The 23,091-nt window shown below is 64.0% G+C and carries 11 protein-coding genes, 1 tRNA gene and 1 CRISPR repeat array; of the genes, 11 read left to right on the top strand and 1 reads right to left on the bottom strand.

All coding sequences use genetic code 11. The annotated features are described in order from the left end of the window. The first annotated feature begins 7 nt into the window (after positions 1-7). Both ZAL01S_RS08500 and ZAL01S_RS08495 read left to right on the top strand, forming a co-directional pair. The gene (locus tag ZAL01S_RS08500; protein WP_066082227.1) at positions 8-1,591 is read left to right on the top strand and encodes an alpha/beta hydrolase; all 1,584 of its coding nucleotides are present in this window, start codon (positions 8-10) and stop codon (positions 1,589-1,591) included. Between the two features lie 75 nt (positions 1,592-1,666). Beyond that, positions 1,667-1,739 (top strand) — tRNA-Thr (locus ZAL01S_RS08495). A 33-nt stretch (positions 1,740-1,772) separates the two neighbouring features. On the opposite strand, the gene ZAL01S_RS08490 is transcribed toward ZAL01S_RS08495, so the two are convergent. Further along, positions 1,773-2,276, bottom strand: a complete 504-nt coding sequence (locus tag ZAL01S_RS08490; protein ID WP_083523211.1) for a pyrimidine dimer DNA glycosylase/endonuclease V — start codon at positions 2,274-2,276, stop codon at positions 1,773-1,775. A 245-nt stretch (positions 2,277-2,521) separates the two neighbouring features. On the opposite strand from ZAL01S_RS08490, the gene ZAL01S_RS08485 reads away from it, so the two are divergent. The 9 genes from ZAL01S_RS08485 (at position 2,522) to ZAL01S_RS10135 (ending at position 22,623) form a co-directional block, all read left to right on the top strand. Then, complete coding sequence (locus ZAL01S_RS08485; protein WP_066082225.1) at positions 2,522-5,392, top strand: CRISPR-associated helicase/endonuclease Cas3; 2,871 nt, start codon at positions 2,522-2,524, stop codon at positions 5,390-5,392. Further along, positions 5,389-7,074: a type I-E CRISPR-associated protein Cse1/CasA gene (gene casA / locus ZAL01S_RS08480; protein ID WP_066082223.1), complete on the top strand. Its 1,686-nt coding sequence runs from the start codon at positions 5,389-5,391 to the stop codon at positions 7,072-7,074. The genes ZAL01S_RS08485 and casA overlap by 4 nt, the downstream gene beginning before the upstream one ends. Beyond that, a complete protein-coding gene (casB, locus tag ZAL01S_RS08475; RefSeq protein WP_066082221.1) occupies positions 7,067-7,705 on the top strand; it encodes a type I-E CRISPR-associated protein Cse2/CasB in 639 nt (212 codons plus the stop codon). Before casA ends, casB begins: the two co-directional genes overlap by 8 nt. A gap of 39 nt (positions 7,706-7,744) precedes the next feature. Next, the gene (cas7e, locus tag ZAL01S_RS08470) at positions 7,745-8,869 is read left to right on the top strand and encodes a type I-E CRISPR-associated protein Cas7/Cse4/CasC (protein WP_066082219.1); all 1,125 of its coding nucleotides are present in this window, start codon (positions 7,745-7,747) and stop codon (positions 8,867-8,869) included. After that, positions 8,869-9,567 (top strand): type I-E CRISPR-associated protein Cas5/CasD, encoded by a 699-nt coding sequence (cas5e, locus tag ZAL01S_RS08465; RefSeq protein ID WP_066082217.1) that lies wholly within the window; start codon positions 8,869-8,871, stop codon positions 9,565-9,567. The genes cas7e and cas5e overlap by 1 nt, the downstream gene beginning before the upstream one ends. A gap of 2 nt (positions 9,568-9,569) precedes the next feature. After that, entirely contained in the window at positions 9,570-10,247 is a 678-nt protein-coding gene (cas6e, locus tag ZAL01S_RS08460; protein WP_066082215.1) for a type I-E CRISPR-associated protein Cas6/Cse3/CasE, read from the top strand. A gap of 7 nt (positions 10,248-10,254) precedes the next feature. Then, entirely contained in the window at positions 10,255-11,238 is a 984-nt protein-coding gene (gene cas1e, locus ZAL01S_RS08455; protein WP_066082213.1) for a type I-E CRISPR-associated endonuclease Cas1e, read from the top strand. After that, positions 11,235-11,582 carry a type I-E CRISPR-associated endoribonuclease Cas2e gene (gene cas2e / locus ZAL01S_RS09930; RefSeq protein WP_083523209.1) on the top strand — a complete coding sequence of 116 codons (348 nt, stop codon included), beginning with the start codon at positions 11,235-11,237 and terminating at the stop codon, positions 11,580-11,582. The genes cas1e and cas2e overlap by 4 nt, the downstream gene beginning before the upstream one ends. A 40-nt stretch (positions 11,583-11,622) precedes the next feature. Beyond that, positions 11,623-13,602: a CRISPR direct-repeat array (repeat unit 28 nt; unit sequence GTGCTCCCCGCGCGAGCGGGGGTGATCC). Between the two features lie 735 nt (positions 13,603-14,337). Beyond that, entirely contained in the window at positions 14,338-22,623 is an 8,286-nt protein-coding gene (locus ZAL01S_RS10135; protein ID WP_066082211.1) for a putative Ig domain-containing protein, read from the top strand. Positions 22,624-23,091 lie beyond the last annotated feature (468 nt).

The raw sequence follows: 23,091 nt of genomic DNA, 5'->3' as shown, positions 1-23,091 counted from the left end.
GGAAACCGTGTTCCGAAGTGGATCCAATCGGAAGGCCCCGCGCGGTGTCCGCGCTCTCGTCGCCTCGCTTGCAGCCGCCGCAACGCTCCTGTCGATGTCGGGCTGCACCGCCGTCCAGCACGTGCTCGACTCGCAGCAGGCTGCCGACCCGGCATCCGTGGACGTGAGCAATGTGCCCGAGAACCTGCGCGGCTACTACCAGCAGCAGGTCAACTGGAGCGACTGTGGCGGCGGTCGCGAATGCGCGACGATCACTGCACCGATGAACTGGGACGACCCAATGATGGGCGACATTGAGCTCGCGGCGACCCGCATCCCCGCGAGCGGCGACCGTCAGGGGTCACTCTTCACGAACCCGGGTGGACCGGGCGCATCTGGCTACGACTTCGTGTACAACAGCGGGGAAGACAGCTTCTCGAGCGACCTTCGCAGCGCCTTCGACATCGTCGGGTGGGACCCGCGCGGCGTCGGCCGTTCGAGCGCGGTCGAGTGCTACGACGACGCCGGCATGGACGAGTACTTCTACGGCGTCCCCGAGAAGATGCCGAAGACCGACGACGAGAAGATCGCCCACGCGGAAGAGCAGGCGAAGACGTTCGCTGACGCCTGCAAGGAGAACACCGGCGAGCTGCTCAACTACGTCGACACGATGAGCACCGTGCACGACCTTGACCTGCTGCGTGCGGTCGTGGGGGATGCGAAGCTCAACTACTTCGGCTTCTCGTACGGCACCGACATTGGTGCGCACTACGCCGACACCTTCCCCGAACATGTGGGGCGGATCGTGCTGGATGGGGCCACCGACCCGTCGCTGGGCCAGTTTGATGTTGTCCTCGCCCAGCAGGGCGCCTTCGGGAAAGCCACAGAAGCGTACCTCGAAGACTGCCTGAGCCAGGCGAAGAAGTGCCCGTTCCGCGGCAACGTCGACCAGGCGACGAAGCAGATCAACCGCATCATGGAAGACGCCGACAAGCGCAAGATTCTCGCGAGCGACGGACGTCAGCTCTCGAGCGGTGTCATCTCGACCGCCATCAACGCGGCCCTCTACGACGAATCGTCGTGGGAATACCTCACGCAGGCGTTCTCCGACTACATGCTGCAGGGCAACCCCGACACGTTCTTCCTGCTCAGCGACTTCTACTATGGGCGTGACGATACCGGCCACTACGACTCGAACATGTTTGAGGCGTTCATGGCGATCAACTGTCTCGACTACCCGGTCGAGACTGACCCGGCGAAGATCAAGGAGTACAACAAGAAGCTCAAAGAGGCGACGCCGATCGGCGTCGACAGCCCGGAAGCGCTCGGGGATGTGCAGTGCCAGCAGTGGCCGTACCAGTCGCGCGTGCAACCTGCAAAGGTGACCGCGGCGGGCGCGCAGCCGATCCTCGTGGTCGGGACGACCGGCGACCCAGCAACCCCGGTCGAGTGGGCAGAGGCCGTTGCCGCGCAGCTCGAGTCGGGTGTCCTCCTCACCTACAACGGTGAAGGCCACATCGCCTACGACGAGGGCGACAAGTGCGTGGTTGGTGCCGTGGACGAATACCTCACGACCGGCACTCCGCCCGCAAACGGCACGGTCTGCGGATAGCGGTTCGCCGTCAGCTTGAGCGTGCACGCACCATGGTGTACGCTGAACTGTCGCTGCGCTGTGCAGCGCGTGTAGGCCGCCTTAGCTCAGTCGGTAGAGCGATTCACTCGTAATGAATAGGTCGCGGGTTCGATTCCCGCAGGCGGCCCTGTCAACCCCCACTCCGGTGGGGGTTTTCGCGTCACTCGGCTGCGTAGGGGCGTTCCCTGTCGGCGATAGGTCCGTCGATGACCGTGAACATCGGATGCTGGGTGATGGCCTCGCCAGCGAGCCGGGCCAGCTGCTCGGGTGCGCGTTCGATGAGCTTTGCGCGACGGTGCCCAGCCTCGTACGCGAGTTGCCCGGTGGTGACCGGGATGAGCTCGCATCGTGTTGTCCCTTCGGGGCGCACGATCTTGCTCGCATCGAAGCGGTAGCCGCGAGTCACGGCCTCTGCGTGCACCACCTCGAGGTACTGCGCGATCGCGTGAAGCGGCTCAGGATGCGAGCGGAAGCGCTCGAGTTGCGGATGGTTTCGGTAGCCGCGCGTGCGCTCGTGCAGCACGGCCTGTGCGAGGAGCGCCTCTCGCCAGAGCGCTACAAACCCCTTCGTGTCGAGGTGGCGGGGGTGGAGTGACCAGAGCGCATGGGATGAGCCTAGGGGCGTGCGTTTTGCAGAGGCTACCGCAGCCCCTTCATGAGGCACCCTGGATGGGTCATGGACTTGAACCATGCTTCCTGGACTTCGTTCGCCATCACTTCTCTTTCCCGTGTCTGCGGGGTGGCCCTCGGCGCCGTGTCGGTATGGCCTGTTCCTCATACCAGTGGGAGTTCTCGGCGCATTGCTGATGTGTCGAGAACAGGCACGTCTTCACTCCCTTTGCCCTTTACGCGTCACTGCTTCTCAGCATCCTGTGGTGCTGCTAATCTCCTGCTCAAAAGGAGTTCCTCGTGGCGGATTGCAGCGCGCTTTCTGAGCAGCCTGAACCGGAAGGGTTAGCAGCGTTCGCGTGGGCGAAGTCGCTCGATGATGGGCTGAGCTGGATGCCCCTGTGGAGACACCTCGACGACACAGCAGCTGTGGCCGATCAACTGTGGTCGACGCGACTGAGCACATCGCAGCGGCAGCTCCTTGCCACCGACTTCGGCTCGGAGGATGTTGCGCGCCGAATTGCCATCTGGCTTGCCAATGTTCACGACATCGGCAAGGCCTCGGCGGCCTTTGCTCTCCAGGTTCCTCAGTTGCGCTTCGCAATGGAATCTGCTGGCTACGGGTTTCACTCGATCACCGAGGATGAACGCCGTGCCGCACCACATGGCCTCGTCGGAAAACTCGCGATCGAAGAATGGTTCGCGCAGAAGGGTGTTCGAACCGCCACCGCTCGGGTGCTGGCCACCATTGTGGGTGGTCACCACGGCGTGTTCCCAGAAGTGCCGGTGGGGCTCGCCCGTCGTCCGATCGCCGTCCAAGGAGAATCTGCAGAGTGGGCGAAAGTCCGGTTCGAGCTGCTTGAGCGAGCAGCCCGTGTGGCTGGGCTGGACTTCTCTCTCGTGCAAGACAGGAGCCTGGGACAAGCGTCACAAGTCATCCTCGCAGGGTTCTTGATTCAGTGCGACTGGATTGCCTCGAACGCTGAGTACTTTCCGCTAGGTGCTCGTGGTGCAGCCGTCGACTGGATGGCGGGTGGAGCGACACGACGGGCGAAGCAAGCAATCGAGGCAATTGACCTCCCCGCGCCATGGTGTCCGGAGGCTCAGACCATCGATGAGGCTTGGTTCCGAAACCGCTTTGGTTTGCCTTCGGACGCTGTTCCCCGGCCGTCACAGCTTGCGCTCATTCGGGCTGCAGAGAGCTGTACGGCGCCCTCGCTGCTCATCTTGGAGGCCCCGACAGGTGAGGGAAAAACCGAGGCCGCACTTGCTGCGGCCGAAGTGCTGGCGGCCAAGTTTGGGCTTGCGGGCGTGTTTGTCGGACTGCCGACGCGGGCGACATCTGACGCGATGTTCTCTCGTGTGCTGTCATGGATGGGCAGTGCTCTTCCCGTGGGTGCGAGGGTGTCCACGATGTTGAGTCACGGGCTCGCTGAATTCAATGATGAATTCGCGGGGCTGGCCCGCACGGCCCGACAGCTCGCGCCGATCTATGACGCCAACGATTCGGCTGCCACGCACAAGAGTCACGACAACGCGGTTGCTCACTGGTGGCTCCGTGGCCGAAAGACGTCGGCTCTCGCTGACTTCGTTGTCGGCACGATCGACCAGCTTTTGTTCCTGGCGTTGAAGTCCCGGCATCTCGTGTTGAGGCACCTGGGAATGAGCGGAAAAGTGGTCATCCTGGATGAGCTTCACGCAGCCGATGACTTCATGCTCGTCTACCTGGAGCGCGCACTTGAATGGCTCGCGGCAGAAGGTGTTCCGGTGATCGGCCTGTCGGCAACGCTGCCACCAGAGCGTCGCCGCTCGCTGCTTGCGGCATATGAGCGCGGACGAGCACGGGCCGCCGGCATGGCGTGTTTTGATGATGACGCAATGACGCACGAGATCGACGAAATTACTGACCGTCGTGACTATCCGCTCGTCCTCGTGACTGATGGAATGAACTCCCGAGCCATCACCTGCGAGCCGTCAACCCGTCGAAGTGAGTTCGACATTGAGGTCATCGGTGACGAACTCGACGACCTTGTTGCCCGTGTGTGCGACGACGTCGAGGGCGGCGGTTGTGTTGCTGTCGTGCGGAATACAGTCGCGCGGGCGCAGGAGGTTTACGCGAAACTGCGTGAGCGGTTCCCCGGCAACGAGGTCGTCTTGCTGCACTCGCGGTTCCTCGCGCGAGATCGCCGAGAGCTCGAACAGCGCATTGTCTCGGCACTCGGGGCACCCGGCGACCGGCCGCATCGACTCATCGTGTGTGCCACGCAGGTGATCGAGCAGAGCCTGGACCTCGACTTCGACCGGATGTACACAGACTGGGCGCCGATGGACCTCGTGATTCAACGTGCGGGGCGCGTCCACCGCCATGCTCGTCCGGTCAACGCCCGGCCAGAACGTCTTCGGGATGCACGGCTGGTCATCACAGGTGTTGACTCGCTTGATGCTCCCACGCCTCCTCGGCTCGAGCGGGGGTCGGCAGCGATCTATGGTGACGCGACTCTGCTGCGGTCGGCTGCAGCCCTCGGACGACACATGCGAGCCAACGGCAATGTGTTCGTGTCGCCAGATCATGTCGCAGCACTGGTTCGTGAGGCGTACGACCCGGCAACTCAGTGCCCGGTCGGCTGGGAGGAAGCCTGGGGAATGGCTGACGAACGGCACAAGGCCCGGACCAAGGCCAAGCGTGATAGCGCGTCGAATTTCGTTATTCCGGCACCTCAGGCCGGGCGACTTGAAGACTGGTCGCGGCTGTCTGCGGGCGAAGCCCAGGAAGACGTCGGTCGCGCACAGGTGCGCGATGCCGACGAGACGATCACCGTTGTGGCCGTGCAACGTCTGAATGGAGTCCTCCACGCAATGCCGTGGCTACCTGCACCCTACGGGGGTGCGCGACTCGACGACCTCGAGGTGGCTGACGAACTCGCGAAGGCTGTTGCGCAGTGCTCGGTGGTACTCCCCGCAGCCGTGCTTCGCGGTGATGCCGCGCACATCAATGCTGTCATCGACGCACTCGAGGCGAATGGCCAGCAGAATTGGCAGAACTCACGATGGCTCCGCGGCGCAATTCCCCTCGTTTTCGACGAGGAAGGTTCACTTGAGCTGAGTAATGTTCGTCTCAGCTACGACCGAGAACTCGGACTCCAGCATGTCGTTGTGAAGGAGCAAGCATGACGTCGACAGAGGAGATTTCGTTCAACCTCATTGATGAGCCCTGGGTCTTGGTCGAACTGCTGGACGGCTCGACGAGTGAACTTGGCCTTGCCGAGGTCTTTTCGCAGGCCCACGAGATTCGCCGTTTGCAGGGGGAACTGGCAAGCCAAGACTTCGCCATGCTGCGCGTGCTCCTTGCCATCCTGTATCGAGCTCTCGATCCGGTGCCTCAGGGCGACCCCATCGGCGGGTGGGATGAGTTCTATCACTTGGAGGAGCTGCCGATCGATCCGATCGTCACATACCTCGAGACCTGGCGTGAACGATTTGACCTGTGCGGTCCAACGCCCTTCCTGCAGACCGCAGAGCTGCGCAACAGTAAGGACGAATGGAAGTCGCTGAGTCTCATCGTTCCTGACAGCGATCCCGACGGTGCGCTGTTCACGATGCGGAGCGAACTCAATACATTGTCGCTGGCAGAAGCAGCACGTTGGCTCGTCCACTGTCAGGCCTACGACCCATCGGGCATCAAGATGGGCGCGGTTGGAGACCCGAGAGTCAAGGGTGGCAAGGGTTACCCAATCGGCATCGGGTGGTGCGGATGGCTCGGTGGGACGTGGATCGAGGGTGACACGCTCCGAGAGACGCTCCTCCTCAACCTTGTCCTCGACCGTCAACCGAGGTCGCGGCGCGACATCCCGATTTGGGAAGAAACGTCCCTCCCGGTCACCGAACGTGACGTCGAGGAACGTGGCCCGCACGGCCTGCTCGGTCTCCTTACTTGGCCGCAGCGCCGGCTCCGTCTTCGTGTTGAGGATGGTGTCGCCACAGCGGTCCTCGTTGCGAACGGCGATCCCATTGACTACCTCACCCAAAACGTCAATGAGGTCATGACTCCGTGGCGTTTCAGCGAGCCGCAGACGACGAAGGCGAAGGCGGTTCGTTACATGCCGCGGGCTCTGTCTGGGGAGCGTGCAATGTGGCGTGGTCTATCGACTTTGCTGCCGCACGGCAACATCGAACAGCGCAAGACGAAGTACGGAACGGTGGCGGCCTCAGCGCCCGCTGGCGTCCTCGTGTGGGCTGGCCACCTGATCGAAGCAGGGGCGCTCGAAGCAGACAAGCTCCTCAATATTCGTGTGGTGTCGTTTGTCTATGGGACGCAGAGCGCAAGCTATGAGCGCATTGTCTCCGATGAGTTGCGATTCGTTGCCGGGTTGACTGCCCTTGAAGGAGAGCAGCTGAGGTCGCTCGCCGTTCAGGCGGCACAGCGTGCCGAGGAAGCTGCGCGAGCCGTGCGGACACTGGCCAATGCCATTGCTCAGGCGGCGGGTGGTGAGGCTGTCGGGGCGGGCGCTCGTGCCGAAGCGGAACTGTTCGCGGAATTTGATCGAAGCTACCCGGAATGGCTGGGCACACTTCGGATTGATTCCGATCTCAACAGTTCACTTGCGCGGTGGACGCAGCACGTTCGTGGTGCTGCACAGGCGTCGGCTGAGCGATTGGTGGCTGCAGCCCCACCTGGTGCTTGGGTAGGGCGTGTGGTTGACAGCCGATTCCATCCAGAGGGTCAAGTGCTCACGGTCGGTACTGCCTCGTCTCGATTCCGCTGGCAGCTTGGAAAGGCCCTCGGAGACGTGATCTCGAATGCAGATTCTTCCGCACCCACAACCCCTGAACACGAGGAGCACGGGGATGACTGAGAACACCTTCTCGCCGCGGCACGGCGTGAGTGAGCATGTGCAGCGACGAGCCACCGAACTCATGCGTGGCTATCACGGTACGGGGAGCGCGAGTAACGAGAGCGCTGCCCGTGCAGAGCTTGCCGCGCTTCGTGCGAGCCTGACAGGTCCTGTGGGGCGTGACCCGCTCGCCTACAGAGCCATGTTCGATGGGATCGATGAGCGTCTGATCGGGCATGGGCACGAGCCGAGTCGAGCGGAATTTGCGATCGCAACATCGCTTGGTCTCTTCGGACTCCACCAGCAAGGCGGACGCGAGTTTTCTGCGCACCAACCGGGCATTCCTCTTGGCGCAGCCCTTCGCCGTCTGGCTCGTCCCGATGATGCTGCGGATCGCGAGAAGCCCACGATGCGACGGTTCTCCGCCCTCGTGACCTCCACGACGAACGAGGAACTTGTCCGTCACATCACCGGGCTCATTCGTCAGTTCCGGTCAGCCGAAATCGGCCTTGACTATGGGCGTCTCGCAGCAGACCTCTACGACTTCGCTTCCCCTGCGACGCGCGACCGGGCGCGACTGCGATGGAGCCGTGACGCAATTGCCCGCGCTTCTCGCCCCGCTGATATCGCCACCGAAACCTCACACGCGTAACCATCTCGCGCCTCCGCGCAGAATCCTTTGGAGCAGATCATGACTCGTACCTTTGTCGACATCCACGTCCTCCAGACCGTTCCGCCGTCCTGCATCAACCGTGACGACAACGGATCACCGAAGACTGCCGTCTTCGGCGGTGTCACCCGTGCCCGCGTTTCCAGCCAGGCCTGGAAGAACGCCGTTCGTCGGGACTTCCAGTCGACGCTCGACATGAGCGACCTCGGCGAGCGCACGCGTGTGGCTGCAGACCGTGTTGCCGCCAAGATTCAGGAGATCGACGCTTCGATCGACGCCGACACCGCCCTGGACCTTTCCAAGGCAGTCTTCGCTGCAGCGAACATCAAGACGGATAAGGCGGAGAAGAACAGCACTGCGACGAAGACCGGTTACCTTCTCTTTCTTGCGCGGAAGCAAATCGAGCGTTTGGCGGAGTTGGCGGTCGTCGCCCACAACGGCACGGCGCTTGTGAAGAAGGAGGTCAAGGCAGCGTTCCTTGAAGACCGCTCGATTGACCTTGCCCTGTTTGGTCGCATGGTCGCCGAGGACCCGGAACTCAATGTGGATGCGGCATGCCAGGTCAGTCACGCACTGAGCGTGCACCCTGCCGTGAACGAATTCGACTTCTTTACCGCCATGGACGACAACCCCATCGCCGAAGAGACGGGTGCAGGCGCCGGCGTGCTCGGCACGGTGGAGTTCACTTCGGCGACGCTGTACCGGTACGCGACCGTCGACATGACTGAACTTGAATACTCGCTCGGGGATGAGGAAGCCGCGCTTCGCGGACTTCGTGCGTTCGTTCAATCATTTGTCATGAGCATGCCGACAGGTAAGCAGAACACGTTCGCGAACCGCACACGTCCGGGCTTTGTCCTTGTCGAAGTGCGTCGCGACCAGTCAATTAACCTGGTTGGTGCATTCGAGTCGGCGATCCGCAGTGATCAGGGTGTGTTGCCCGAGGCTGTTGAACGCCTGGTTCAAACGGCTGCAGCGGGGGACGAGGCATTTGGAACCGCTCCGGAGGCTGCGTTCTTCATCGCAACGGAGAATGTCGTCGGTGCTGACGCCATTGAAAGTGCTGAGGGCATTGCCACTCGATGCACGATGCCGGAGCTCTTGGAAGAGCTCCGCGACGTGGTGACAAGTGGCCGAGGCGAGTAATGCCAACTCTCGTTCTTGAGCTCGCAGGACCATTGCAGGCCTGGGGGAGCGGGAGTCGCTTTGTGCATCGCGCGACTGAAGCGATGCCAACAAAGAGTGGCGTGATTGGTCTCCTTGCCGCGGCTAAGGGTATTCGTCGAAGCGAACCTCTTACCGAGCTAGCTGGACTCAAGTTCGGTGTACGTGCGGACCAGCACGGGCGCCGACTCACTGACTTTCAGACAGTGCATCATCAGCGCACTGGTGAGTCGAAGCCGCTGACCTACCGTGACTACCTGACCGACGCGAAGTTCACCGTTGGTCTCGAAGGTGAAAGCAGCCTGCTTGAGGGTCTTGCACACGCGATTTCTTCACCGGTCTTTCCGCTCTATTTGGGGCGTCGGGCGTGCCCGCCGTCCGCCCGATTGGTGCTCGGTGTTCGTGACGCGGATCTGTCTGAAGCTCTTCGGAGCGAGCCGTGGCGTGCCGCCGAGTGGTACCGACGCGACCAGCCGCAGACAGTCCGACTCGCGATTTCTCGAGATGTCAAAGCAGGTGAAATCGCTGACGGTCGTGTTCGCGACGAGCCGATCAGTTTTGACCAGCGTCATCGTGAATATGCGTGGCGCAAGATTCGCCTCGAGTGGCTCGAGGTGGCGAACCCAGTGGGGCGCCGTGTCCTCGAACACGATGCACTGGCCCTTTTGGGAGAGGAATAACCATGTATCTCTCACGGATGGAATTGAATCCGGCAAGACGCGGCACGCAGAAACTGCTCGCTAACCCGCAGGCGATGCACGCGGCAGTCTTGGCGGCGTTTCCGCACGGAACTGAGTCGCGTCCGCTGTGGCGGATCGATCGAGACCGTGACGGTGTGAAGCTGTATGTGCTGAGCAGCGGTCGGCCTTCGTTCGAACATGTGCAGGAACAGGCCGGATGGTCGGAGCAGGTGACATGGGAGTCTCGCGACTACGCCGGGCTCCTCGCTCGGCTCCAGGTGGGGCAACGATTTGCGTTTCGTCTCGTCGCGAACCCGAGCCATGTGGTGACGGACGCGGAGGGGCGGAAGCGTCGATATGCACACGTCACAATTTCCCAGCAGACGCGGTGGCTCAGTGAGCGTGCCGACACGTTGGGCGTGCGGTTTCTTCCGCCAGCGGGCGTCGAGCTTGAAGGCGACGAGGGTGCTGAGGCCGCTGTTACCGTCACCGAACGGGCAACGCTTCGCTTTCCCCGCGACGGCAAGACCGTCACGCTCGGTGTGGCTCGGTTCGATGGGCTGATCGAAGTGACGAACGTTGACCGACTCCGCCAGGCGCTTGTCGCGGGTGTCGGTCGAGGAAAGGCTTACGGGTGTGGCCTGCTGACGCTCGCTCCGACTCAGCAGCTGACTGTGTGACGTTGACATGTCGCTGGCGTATCGACCGACACCGCCCGGGGAGCTCGCTCGAGTTGAAGATCGCGTGAGCTTCCTATATCTCGAGCAATGCACCATTGCTCGTGACGACAATGCGGTGACCGCGAGTGACGAGAACGGGACCATGTACATTCCGAGCGCAGGTCTCGCAGTATTGATGCTTGGGCCTGGCACGCGCGTAACTCACGCGGCAATGTCAGTGGTGGCTGACGGTGGATGTGCGGTCGTCTGGGTGGGTGAGCGAGGCGTGCGTTACTACGCCAGTGGGCGACCGCTGGGGCGATCAACGCGACTGCTCGAACGGCAGGCGAGATTAGTGTCAAACACTCACTCTCGCCTTGCTGTGGCCCGAGCGATGTATTCCAGGCGTTTTCCGGGAGAAGACGTTTCTGCGCTCACGATGCAGCAATTGCGTGGGCGGGAAGGCGCCCGTGTTCGCCGTATCTATCGTCAATGGTCTCGAGAGACCGGAGTCGAATGGACGCGACGAACGTATGACCCTCATGACTTTGCTGACGCCGATCCGATCAATCAAGCCTTGTCGGCCGCGAATGCCTGCCTCTATGGGGTGGTGCACGGCGTTGTCGCGGCGTTGGGACTGTCGCCGGGGCTCGGCTTTGTCCACACGGGCCATGATCGAAGTTTTGTGTATGACATCGCTGATTTGTATAAGGCTGAATTGGCGATTCCGGCTGCTTTTGAAGTCGTTGCGAATTGGCAGTTTGGTGATGAGCGGATGTCGCGTGGGAATGATCTAGCGTCGACCGTTCGACGGGAAATGCGCGACCGAATTCTCACGAGCCGACTTATGGAACGTATTGTCGACGACCTGATTCAGCTCATGTCGCCAGAGGACCCAGATTTGTTGGTTATGTCGCAAGAGGAAGACATGTCATCGCTCGGCCTTTGGGATGACCGGGCAGACGTCGTCGCCGCTGGAGTGAACTACTTCGACCCTGAGTCGCTCAAATGATTGTCTTGGTACTGCGCGCTTGCCCCGTGGGCCTTCGCGGACACCTCACGAGGTGGTTGGCCGAGATATCTGCCGGAGTTTTCGTTGGGCGAGTGAACCCGCGTCTGCGTGACAGTCTTTGGGAACTCGTCGTTGCGGAAGCAGCGACGGGCGGGGCCCTCCTCGTCTTTGAAGACCACTCCGTCGAGCAGGGCTTTGGCTATCGCACTCATCGGCACGAGTGGACGCCTCGTGATGTTGAGGGGATGACGGTGCTGTTCCGTCCACGGTCAGCTCCGCCGTCAAGCCAGCAAATGAGAACTGGATGGTCCGGCGCGTCGCGACTTCGCAAGAAAAGTCATTAGGGTCGACTCGGGATTGGATCAAAAAGCCTGATCAAGAAGTGTGCTCCCCGCGCGAGCGGGGGTGATCCCCGGGGCATGTCGTCTAAGTGGCTCGAAATGGAGTGCTCCCCGCGCGAGCGGGGGTGATCCCAGAAACGAGCCACGCCCGCCGGGTGCGACGATGTGCTCCCCGCGCGAGCGGGGGTGATCCCGACACGTCTACCTACGTGTCAAGTGACACGGCGTGCTCCCCGCGCGAGCGGGGGTGATCCCCGCGATCCATGCACCGGGGGCGCTCACTTTCTGTGCTCCCCGCGCGAGCGGGGGTGATCCTACTGTCGATCCAGGCTCCGAGCTGCGCGAAGAGTGCTCCCCGCGCGAGCGGGGGTGATCCGCGTCGCCATTCGCGCTCGTCCTCGATGTCGTAGTGCTCCCCGCGCGAGCGGGGGTGATCCCTCAAACGGTGGGTATCCGAGGTTTGGGATGAAGTGCTCCCCGCGCGAGCGGGGGTGATCCGCCTGGGGATGGGGGGTCGGAGCTACTTGGGTTGTGCTCCCCGCGCGAGCGGGGGTGATCCCACACTCGCCGACTCATCATCTCGACCGTGGTGGTGCTCCCCGCGCGAGCGGGGGTGATCCCCCCTCCCGATTGGACATTTGGCGAGCGCATCCGTGCTCCCCGCGCGAGCGGGGGTGATCCCCAGTATGAGCTGCAGCTTGAGCCCACGACAGCGTGCTCCCCGCGCGAGCGGGGGTGATCCCGCGAACACTTGCCGGAGCACGGTGAGCACTGAGTGCTCCCCGCGCGAGCGGGGGTGATCCGCGCTCCGAGGACCGCGAGCAGGGGCCGATTAGGTGCTCCCCGCGCGAGCGGGGGTGATCCGCAGCACGAGAAACCCCGTCGGAGAGAAAGGCTGTGCTCCCCGCGCGAGCGGGGGTGATCCGCTCACACCACGCCTGTGCGCGCCACTCTTGGAGTGCTCCCCGCGCGAGCGGGGGTGATCCCGCGGTGCTCGGGAGCCTGTACGCGATACCAGGGTGCTCCCCGCGCGAGCGGGGGTGATCCCTTCGGCCTTGGCTGGCTCATCGCTGCGGTTGGGTGCTCCCCGCGCGAGCGGGGGTGATCCGATGCTGACGAGGACGACGAGCAGGCCGCCGAAGTGCTCCCCGCGCGAGCGGGGGTGATCCCCCCAGCGGCCAGCTCATCACCTACACCGTGCAGTGCTCCCCGCGCGAGCGGGGGTGATCCGGCGTGCGCAGCTTGTGGTGTTGGCGTCGGCTGGTGCTCCCCGCGCGAGCGGGGGTGATCCCACACCGGACGAAGCCGCACCCGTCGCCATAACGTGCTCCCTGCGCGAGCGGGGGTGATCCTTGGCGACTTTTCACGGACCGAGGCGGCGCGCTGTGCTCCCCGCGCGAGCGGGGGTGATCCGCGCTCAAGCAGGCCGAGACGCAGGCCACCCTCGTGCTCCCCGCGCGAGCGGGGGTGATCCTCTCCTGCCGTAGACGCGCGGCACGCTCATCGAGTGCTCCCCGCGCGAGCGGGGGTGATCCTGCCAGGCGGGCAATGCAATGCAACGAAGGCAAGTGCTCCCCGCGCGAGCGGGGGTGATCCCCTCGTCGACGAGGGATGGTGGCACTCCGAGGTGTGCTCCCCGCGCGAGCGGGGGTGATCCCATCCCGACTCACGGCACGCAAAGCCACCCTGAGTGCTCCCCGCGCGAGCGGGGGTGATCCATCCGTGTGCGCGAGACGACCAGCCAGATGCGTGTGCTCCCCGCGCGAGCGGGGGTGATCCGGAAGCAGCATGAAGAAGACGATTTCGACGAAGGTGCTCCCCGCGCGAGCGGGGGTGATCCCCACTGCATGACGCGACGGCGCTTCTCGACGAGGTGCTCCCCGCGCGAGCGGGGGTGATCCCACCTCCGACGTCACCTTCCCGCTCGTGGGCGAGTGCTCCCCGCGCGAGCGGGGGTGATCCCGGCACTTCGGACTGCTTGAGCTCGGCCCACTGGTGCTCCCCGCGCGAGCGGGGAACCTGCCGGCTGCGGCAGCTGAAGGCTCATCAGGTAGCACGTTCCTGCTGAGGCCTGAGTACGGCTCAGGCCGCGGCGCGATGTCCCGGCCTCGCAGAGTCATGACCGCCCGAGGTCGGAAATCCGGCGAAGCGATCACGCGCCGGTCGTGCACAACTGCAGGAGATTTCGGCTGGGCGGCGAGATGCCCGCGACAAGCCACCCCGCTGTCGCGTGCACAACTGCAGGAGATCCGCGAGCTATGGCGTGACGAGCCCTCGTGCATCCGCGGACTGACGCGGCTCGGCGCGGCAGACGAAGCGGCTGGCTCAAGAATCCACTGCAGTTGTGCACGGCGGCGCCCCGGCAATCCCCGGGCACCCTGCTGGCAGCAGGGTGCCTAGAACACTCCGGTCCAGCGCAGACAGCACGTCCCCAGACCCCTCCTGTCCCAGCATCGACAGGAGCGAGCGTTCGGAGCGGCCGTGCAGCGGAACTTTCTTCACGGTGTGAACCTTTGCGACCCTCCGCGCACCTCCGGGCCAGGCCCATGAACGCCCAAAGCTCACGGCGAGTTGAGGGCTTGTTATCTCGTTCCAACTACCCACGACGAGACGGTTCCACCTCACCAATCGATCTTCGTGAAAATCTCTCGCGTGTCGGAGCGTTTCGCATTAGCCTGTAATTTAAGCGGCATCCATGGCCGCTGATGTAATACTTCGGATCAGGCCGACCCAGCCCCGTACGAAGGAAAGCAGTCGCATGCCAGCAGTTCGGTATCTTCGTCGTCTCGCGCTCCTCCTCCTGGCAGCGCTCGTAATCCCCCTCATCATGAGCCCGACTCTGCTTGCGCCTGCACGCGCGGCAGACGCCGATACCGCGATCTACTCGCCCGGCACGGCGCCGGGAGCGATCCACACCGTCGCCGGAAGCGTCTATCAAGACCAGCAAGGTCTCGTGACGGTCATCAACCCGCTCGACACCCCCATCAACGGCGCTAAGGTGTACGCCTACTGGGTGGATGAAGACGGCGCGGTGAGCCCGACTTACTACGACGTCACCCGCACGATCAATGGCGCGACCGGCTCCTTCGTGATCGAACTCGATGACTACCGCGACGCTGCAGGCACGCTCCACACCTTCGCAGCCGGCCCGGCCGAGCAGCTCCGCGTGTGGATCGACAACCCGGACAGTACCAAGTACGAGATTTCCTTCGGTGAATCGCAGTACGTGCTCGGCACTTCCACCAAACGCGACGCCAACGCCTGGAACATGGCGGGACACTACGTCGAGAACTGGAATATCACCCTCCGTGAAATCCCGCTCGCCTCGCAGGAACTTCCTGACGCGCTCCAGGTCGACCGCTCAGGGACGAGCGGCGCTTCCGCCATCGACCCCGGCAATGTTTCCGGTGCCGTGTTCTGGGACTGGGCACACACCTGGGGCGCGACCGTTGGCGCGAACTATGACCCGGCACTCGGCGACAAGCCCGCAGCCGGCGTGAAGGTCACTGCCTCCTACCTCACCAACGGCGCGATCAACCTCATCAACCAGTGGAAGAGTCTGCATCCGGGATGGACCGAAGAGCAGCTTCAGACTTATATCCAGGCTCAGGTTGCTGCGAACCCGACCGCGTGGATTGCGGAAACCATCTACAGCTACACGAACGCCAACGGCGAATTCGACATGACCTGGAAAGCGGCTCCGGCAGACGTCAATAAGACGTTCATGAACGTCCGCATTGACGCTCCCAACGGGACCATTGTCTATGGGCCGTGGGACAACAACAACTGGGCCTCCCCGTCATCCCAGCTCGCCGCGTACCAAACGAACGGCGGTGTGATCGGCGGTGCGAGCAACGTGAAGTTTGCGCTCCTCCCCGGCGACCCGAAGTTTGACGTTCTGAACTACAACACCACGACGAAGCCAGCGATCAACGGCAACACGGCACCGACCTCCACTGTTGGCCTTCCGCCAAACATGAGCGGATTCAAGATCCTGTGGACGGACCCGGCAGGCAACGTGGTGAAGGACTGCCTGAACCTCAGCACGACCAGTACGGGCACGCTGTCCAGTTGCAACTTCACCGTGCCTGACGGCCTGACCGCCCCAACGACGTATACCGCGACACTCTATAACCCATCTGGCACGCGCATGAGCGCTGACTCCTTTATCGCGCTCCCGTCCAAGATTGTGACCCCGGCCGGGTCAGTTGGTGAACCCTACGCTGGCGCTCAGTTCTCCGTCACGCCGCCGAGCGGTGCACGCGTGAACTACACGTCGAGCACGCTGCCTGCTGGCCTCAAGCTCGACCCGGCGACGGGCAAGATCACGGGTACGCCGACCGTTGCTGGCACAGTGCCCGTGACGGTGACCGCTACGATTACTGCGGCCGACGGCTCGGTGAGCACGATTCCGCTCACTGGGGACATTATGATCACCGATACGCCGCTTCCAGGCGGAACCGTTGGCGACAGCTACCTCGGCAACGTCATCCCGACTGGTCTTCCGGCGGGCGCCGTGTTCTCCGGCCTCAAGGTGAACTCTGGTCTCCCAGCGGGACTCAGCTTCGACCCGGCAACCGGCCTCATCACCGGCACCCCGACGACAGCCGGCACCTTCAACGTCGACATCACGTACACAGTGACGCGTGCCGACGGCTCAACCGTCCAAGCGCACGACATCGTGCCAGTGACGATCAACCCTGCCGACAAGACTCCGCCTGCGATCACGCCGATTTCGAATGTCCGCACGCCGGTCGGCACCGCCATCACGCCCATCCCCGTCACGAGTGACGACCCGGCCGCCAGTTACTCGGTGACCGGTCTTCCAGCGGGGCTCACCTTTAACCCGGCGACCGGCGAGATCACCGGCGTCCCGAACAACCTCGGCACGTCGACGGTCACTGTCACTGCAACGGACGCGAAGGGCAACACCTCAACGACCACGTTTACCATCGAGGTGTACGACAACATTTTGCCGGCCTTCGGTGTCATGACCGACATTACGAACCCGGTCGGTTACGAGATGACGCCGTACCTCGTTACGATCGACGACCCGACGGCTACCATCACCGTGAGCGGACTTCCCGCGGGCGTCACCTTCGACCCGGCAACGAACCTTCTCACCGGCACGCCGACCACGGTCGGCAGCTACCCGGTCGTCTTCACCGCAGTCGACCCCTCCGGGAACACGTCCACGACCACGATCACCTACGAGGTCACGCCGATCAACACTGCGGCCACGCAGGATGTGACCGTCCCTGAGGATGTCGCTATCACCCCGATCTCGATCGAGACCGACCCGGCTGCAACAACGACGGTGACGACGCTGCCCACGGGCCTCACCTTCAACGACGCCACCGGCGAGATCACCGGCACTCCCACCGAGCCGGGCGTCTACCAGATCGACTACACGACACGGAACAAGAACGGTACCGTGACGAACGGCACCGTCATCCTCACCGTGACGGACACCACCGCCCCGGTCATCACGGCGAACAACGGCAGCGGCGTCGCTGGCACCGCGATCACACCGATCAGTGTGACCGTCGATGACCCGGGTGCGCAGCTCACCTTCACCGGACTTCCCGATGGGCTCAGCTACGACCTCGCCAACAGCGAAATCTCGGGCACACCGACCACTCCGGGCGTGTACACCGTGACGATCACCGCGACGGATGCGGCTGGCAACACCGCCACCCGCGATATCACGATCACCGTCGCGGACGAGACTGCTCCCTATATCGCGCCGATCGCGGACGTGACGACCCCCGTGGGCAACCCGATGACACCGATCACGGTCACCACGGACGACCCGACGGCCACGACCACCGTCACCGGTCTGCCCGCAGGCGTCACCTTCGACCCAGCGACCGGTGACATCACCGGCACCCCGACCACACCCGGCACCTATCCGGTGACGGTCACCTCGACCGACCCGGCGGGCAACACCACGAGCACCACCTTCACGATCACCGTCGTGGACGTCACGCCTCCGGCCATCACGCCGATCAATGACGTCACCACTCCCGGCGGCAGCCCGATGACGCCGATCACGGTCACGACGGACGACCCGAACGCGACCATCGCCGTCACCGGCCTCCCCGACGGCGTCACCTTCGACCCGACGACCGGCACGATCTCGGGCACCCCGACCACACCCGGAAGCTACCCCGTCACGGTCATCGCTAACGACGCAGCGGGCAACCCGAGCACGGAAACCTTCATCATCACGGTCACCGACACGGTGCCGCCTGTGATCGAGCTCATCGCCGACCGTCGAGTCCCGGAAGACGAGCCCATCGTCCCCATCGCCGTCACCGTCGACGATCCGAGTGCAACCACGACCCTTACGGGCCTGCCGGATGGACTCAGCTACGACCCCGCGACGAGCACGATCAGCGGCACCCCGACGACACTGGGCGAGTACGTCGTCACGGTGACGTCAACGGATGCCGCCGGGAACACCTCAAAGCAGGACTTCACGATCACCGTCCTCGACACGACCGCTCCGACGGTGCAGCCCATCGCCGACGTGTCCGTCCCGAGCGGCACCCCGATCACCCCGATCACGGCCGTTTCGAATGACCCGAACGTGAGCTGGGTGACGTCCGCCCCGCCCGCTGGCATCACCTTCGACCCGGCCACCGGCACCTACAGCGGCACGCCGACCGTGCCGGGCAACTACCCCATGCAGTTGCTCGCCATCGACCCTGCCGGCAACACAACGCTCGTGACCTTCACGATCAACGTGTTCGACAGCACCCCGCCGGTGATCGAGCCGATCACTGACCAGAACGTCAACGCGGGCAGCGCCATTGCCCCCATCCAGGTCGTCGCAAGCGACCCGGACAGCCCGACGCTCGAAACGACTGTTACTGGCCTTCCGGATGGTGTGACGTACAACCCGGTCACCGGCATCATCGCTGGCAGCCCCACCATCCCCGGAAGCTACCCGGTGAGCGTGAGCGTTCGGGATGCCGCGGGCAACACGGTTGTGGAGACCTTCACCATCACCGTCATCGACGCGAACGCTCCCGCGATCACGCCAATCGACGACATGACCGCTCCGGCAGGTACCGCCATCGCACCCATCCCGGTGACGGTGAACGAACCTGACGCGACGATTCAGGTGAACGGCCTCCCGGCAGGTGTCACCTTCGACCCCGCCACCGGCGTGATCTCGGGCACCCCGACCACACCGGGAAGTTACGTCGTCACCGTCACCGCGGTGGATGCTGCAGGGAACGCATCAAGCGAAACCTTCATCATGACGATCACCGACGAGAATGCGCCGACGATCACCCCGATCGACGACCAGACCCTCAACCAGGGCCAGGCGATCACTCCCGTCACCGTGAAGGTCGACGACCCGAACGCGGTCGTGACCGTTGACGGTCTCCCGGCAGGTGTCACCTTCGACCCAGCAACGGGTGTCATCTCCGGGACGCCGACCACGTCAGGCGCCTATCCGGTCACGGTCACTGCGCGTGACGCGGCAGGCAACACCACGAGCGAGACCTTCACGATCACCGTGAACGACGCGACCGCTCCGCAACTCGCGCCGATCAACGACCTCACGGTTCCGGAAGACATTGCCATCCTGCCGATCCAGATCGTGACCGATGACGCGACCGCAACCGTGAGCGTGACGGGTCTGCCTGACGGTCTTCTCGTCGACGCTGCAACCCGGCAAATCATCGGGACGCCGACCACACCGGGCACCTACCCGGTCACAGTGAGTGTCACCGACCAGCAGGGCAACACCGCCTACGAAGCAATCGTCATCACCGTGACCGACAAAACGCCGCCCGTCATCGCGCCGATCAGCGACCAGACCGTGAATGAGGGCACACCAATCGCCTCCGTTACCGTCACCAGTGACGACCCGGCCGCGCAGTACACGGTGGTTGGCCTGCCGGATGGCGTGACCTTCGACGCTGCCAGTGGCACGATCTCGGGCAGCCCGACGACACCGGGAAGCTACCCGGTGACCGTCATCGCGACCGGTGCGGGAGCGAACACCTCCAGTGAGACATTCACCATCACGGTGCTCGACACCACCGCACCGACGATCGAAGCGATCGCTGACCAAACGGCTCCGGCAGGATCGGCTATCACCGCGATCCCGGTCGTCGTCAACGACCCCAGCGCGGGCGTCCAGGTGAACGGCCTCCCAGACGGTCTCGTCTATGACCCGGCCACCGGCACGATCGTCGGCACCCCGACCGTCATCGGCACCTTCCCCGTCGTCATCGTCGTGACCGACCCGAGCGGCAACACGGTGAGCGAATCCTTCGTCTTCACCGTGACCGACCCGAGTGCACCGGCCATCACCCCGATCGACGACCAGGCCGTCAACGCTGGGTCGCCCATGACGCCCGTCACGGTCGTCCAAAATGACCCGACCGCGACCGTGACCGTCGATGGACTCCCTACCGGTGTGAACTACGACCCGACCACCGGCACGATCTCAGGCACCCCGACCACCGTCGGCAGCTACTCCGTGACCGTGACCGCAACCGACCCGGCAGGAAACACCTCCACCGAGACGTTCATCATCACGGTGAACGACCCCAACGCGCCCGCCATTACCCCGATTGACGATGTCGTGGTTCCGCTCGGAACCGCACTCGCCCCAATCCAGGTGCAGACGGACGACCCGAACGCGACCATCACGGTGAACGGTCTCCCCGCCGGTGCGACGTTCGACCCGGCGACCGGAACGATCACTGGCACGCCGACCGCAGTCGGCGACTACCCGGTGAGCGTGACAGCGACCGATGCAGAGGGCAATGTGAGCACGGAGCCCTTCGTCATCCACGTCATCAGCCAGCTCGCGCCCACGATCCAGCCGATCGCGGACGTGTCGGTTCCAGAAGACCAGGCGATCACGCCGATCCCGGTCACCGTGTCCGACCCGAACGCAGCGGTCATCGTCACGGGCCTTCCCGAGGGGCTCGTCTATGACCCGAACAGCCACGCGATTGTCGGCGTACCGACCACGCCGGGCAGCTACCCGACGACGGTCACGGTCGTCGTCGTGGATGCTGTTGGAAATTCAAGCACCGAGTACTTCACGATCACCGTCACTGACGCCACCGCGCCCGTCATCACGCCGATTGATGACCAGCACGGGATCGTCGGCTCGGCGATCACGCCGATCAACGTCGTGACGGACGATCCGAGTGCCACGGTCGTCGTCGACGGTCTCCCCAATGGGGTCACCTTCGACCCGGCCACCGGCCTCATCGCCGGAACCCCCACCACGAGCGGCACCTACCCGGTTACGGTGACGGCAACCGACTCTGCAGGCAACATGTCTTCGATCACCTTCACGATCACGGTGGACGACGCAGGAGCCCCGAAGCTCGCGCCGATCACCGACCAGACGGTTGTCGTCGGGAACGCCATCGCGCCGGTCACGGTGTCGAGCGATGACCCGCTCGCCATCTACACGGTGCTTGGGCTCCCGGATGGCGTGAGCTTCGACCCGCTGACGCACCTCATCACGGGAACCCCCACGACGCCCGGCTCCTACCAGATCACGGTGATCGCGACGGATGCTGCTGGGAACACCTCCCGCGTGCACTTCACGATCACGGTGCTTGACGATGCGGCTCCGGTCCTTGACCCGATCCCTGCCGTCACCGTTCCAGAGGACAAGGCGATGCCGACCATCCCGGTGACCGTGGATGACCCCACCGCGACCATCGAGGTGACGGGCCTTCCTGAAGGCACCGTGTATGACCCGGCTGCTGGCGGCATCATCGGCACCCCGATGACGCCCGGTACGTACCCCGTCACCGTGACGGCAACCGACGCGAGCGGCCACACGACCACCGTGACCACCACGATCACCGTGCTCGACGTCACCCCGCCGACCATCGGTGCGATCCTTGACCAGAAGGTTCCTGCAGGTCAGGCAATCGAACCGATCACGGTCGTAACCGACGCGCCCGTCACGCCGATCGTCAACGGCCTCCCAGACGGGGTCACCTTCGACCCGGCAACCGGCGTCATCACCGGCATCCCCACCATCCCGGGCACCTACCCGGTGACGGTGACGGTGACGGATGAAGCGGGGAACCCGACGACGGAGACCTTCGTCATCACCGTGTTCGACCAAACCGCGCCGGTGATCGACCCGATCGCAGACCAGACGACCACGACTGGCACGCCGATCACGCCGGTCAAGATCACCGTCGATGACCCTGCCGCGACTATCGTCGTGACGGGTCTGCCCGACGGCGTCACCTTCGATCCGACCACGGGCACGATCTCGGGCACCCCGACGGTGCCGGGAAGCTACCCGGTGACGGTGACCGTGACTGATGCAGCAGGCAACAGCTCGAGCGAAGTGTTCGTCATCACCGTGAATGATGACGACGCGCCGACGATCACCCCGATCAGCGACCAGAAGGTCGTCGCTGGCCAGCCGATCACGACGGTCACGGTGAAGGTTGACGACCCGAACGCCACCATCGAGGTGACCGGTCTTCCCAACGGGACCACGTTCGACCCGGCTACGGGCACGATCACGGGCACACCGACGACGCCCGGGGACTACCTCGTGACGGTGACCGTCACCGACCCGGCGGGCAACACCTCCTCGGAGACCTTCGTCATCACGGTGACGAACCCTGCTGAGCCGACGACCGAGCTCCCGAGTATCCCGGACACCGACGGCACGATCGGTGAACCGATCACGCCGATCCCGGTGGGACCGCTTCCCGGTGGCAGTACGACCGATGTGAGCGGCCTGCCTGGTGGGCTCGAGTACAACCCAGAAACGGGTGTCATCGAAGGCACACCCACGCAGCTGGGGACCTTCCCGGTGACCGTGACGGTGACCCTCGAGGATGGGACGGTGATTACCCGCTCCTTCACGCTCACGATCCACGAGGCAGGTGACGGGTTCTTCGACGGGCTCATCTCGACGGGTGGCGTCTTCAACGCGCTGCCACTCGCCGGAGCGCTGCTCGCGCTCGGGCTTGGCCTGACGCTGCTCCTGGTGCGTCGACGCCGCTCGGGAGCCTCCGAGTAGTCCTTCTCGCGCGCGCGTTTCGCCTCGCCGAACCGGTGAGGATGTGACACGGAGGCGGTGGTGGGGCGGGCAATGCCCGCCCCACCACCGCCTCCGTCGTCGTGCGCGGCCTGTTCTGCTGCCGCGTCGGTGCAGCACCCGGCGCGGCTTGTCCTCGCGCGCCGCTGCGTGCACAACTGCAGTGCATCTCGTCGGCACGCGCGTCAGCATCCGTGCGGGGCTTCCGTTCGAGAGCCGTGCACAACTGCAGTACCGGCGAGATCGCGTGCGGGGCAGTGGCCATCACGAGCCCCGGCGTTCTGCGGAAAGCGGTGGCATCTCACGGGAGGCGGATGGCGCATTCACTGCAGTTGTGCACGCGCCGCGTCGCGTCACCGGGTGCGGGGTGAGCGGGGCTGCCTTCGAGCGTGCGCGGAAATCTCCTGCAGTTGTGCACGCGGCGTCACGGATCCGCCCGAGCGGGAGTCC

The sequence above is a fragment of the [Zimmermannella] alba NBRC 15616 genome, from assembly GCF_001570905.1.
Taxonomy (GTDB): domain Bacteria; phylum Actinomycetota; class Actinomycetes; order Actinomycetales; family Microbacteriaceae; genus Pseudoclavibacter; species Pseudoclavibacter albus.
This window is presented reverse-complemented; position numbering and strand designations above follow the sequence as displayed.

Bases quoted from the DNA above. Each gene is read 5' to 3' on its own strand.
- casA (WP_066082223.1), top strand. From the start codon at position 5,389: ATGACGTCGACAGAGGAGATTTCGTTCAACCTCATTGATGAGCCCTGG.
- casB (WP_066082221.1), top strand. From the start codon at position 7,067: ATGACTGAGAACACCTTCTCGCCGCGGCACGGCGTGAGTGAGCATGTG.
- cas7e (WP_066082219.1), top strand. From the start codon at position 7,745: ATGACTCGTACCTTTGTCGACATCCACGTCCTCCAGACCGTTCCGCCG.
- cas5e (WP_066082217.1), top strand. From the start codon at position 8,869: ATGCCAACTCTCGTTCTTGAGCTCGCAGGACCATTGCAGGCCTGGGGG.
- cas6e (WP_066082215.1), top strand. From the start codon at position 9,570: ATGTATCTCTCACGGATGGAATTGAATCCGGCAAGACGCGGCACGCAG.
- cas1e (WP_066082213.1), top strand. From the start codon at position 10,255: ATGTCGCTGGCGTATCGACCGACACCGCCCGGGGAGCTCGCTCGAGTT.
- cas2e (WP_083523209.1), top strand. From the start codon at position 11,235: ATGATTGTCTTGGTACTGCGCGCTTGCCCCGTGGGCCTTCGCGGACAC.
- ZAL01S_RS10135 (WP_066082211.1), top strand. From the start codon at position 14,338: ATGCCAGCAGTTCGGTATCTTCGTCGTCTCGCGCTCCTCCTCCTGGCA.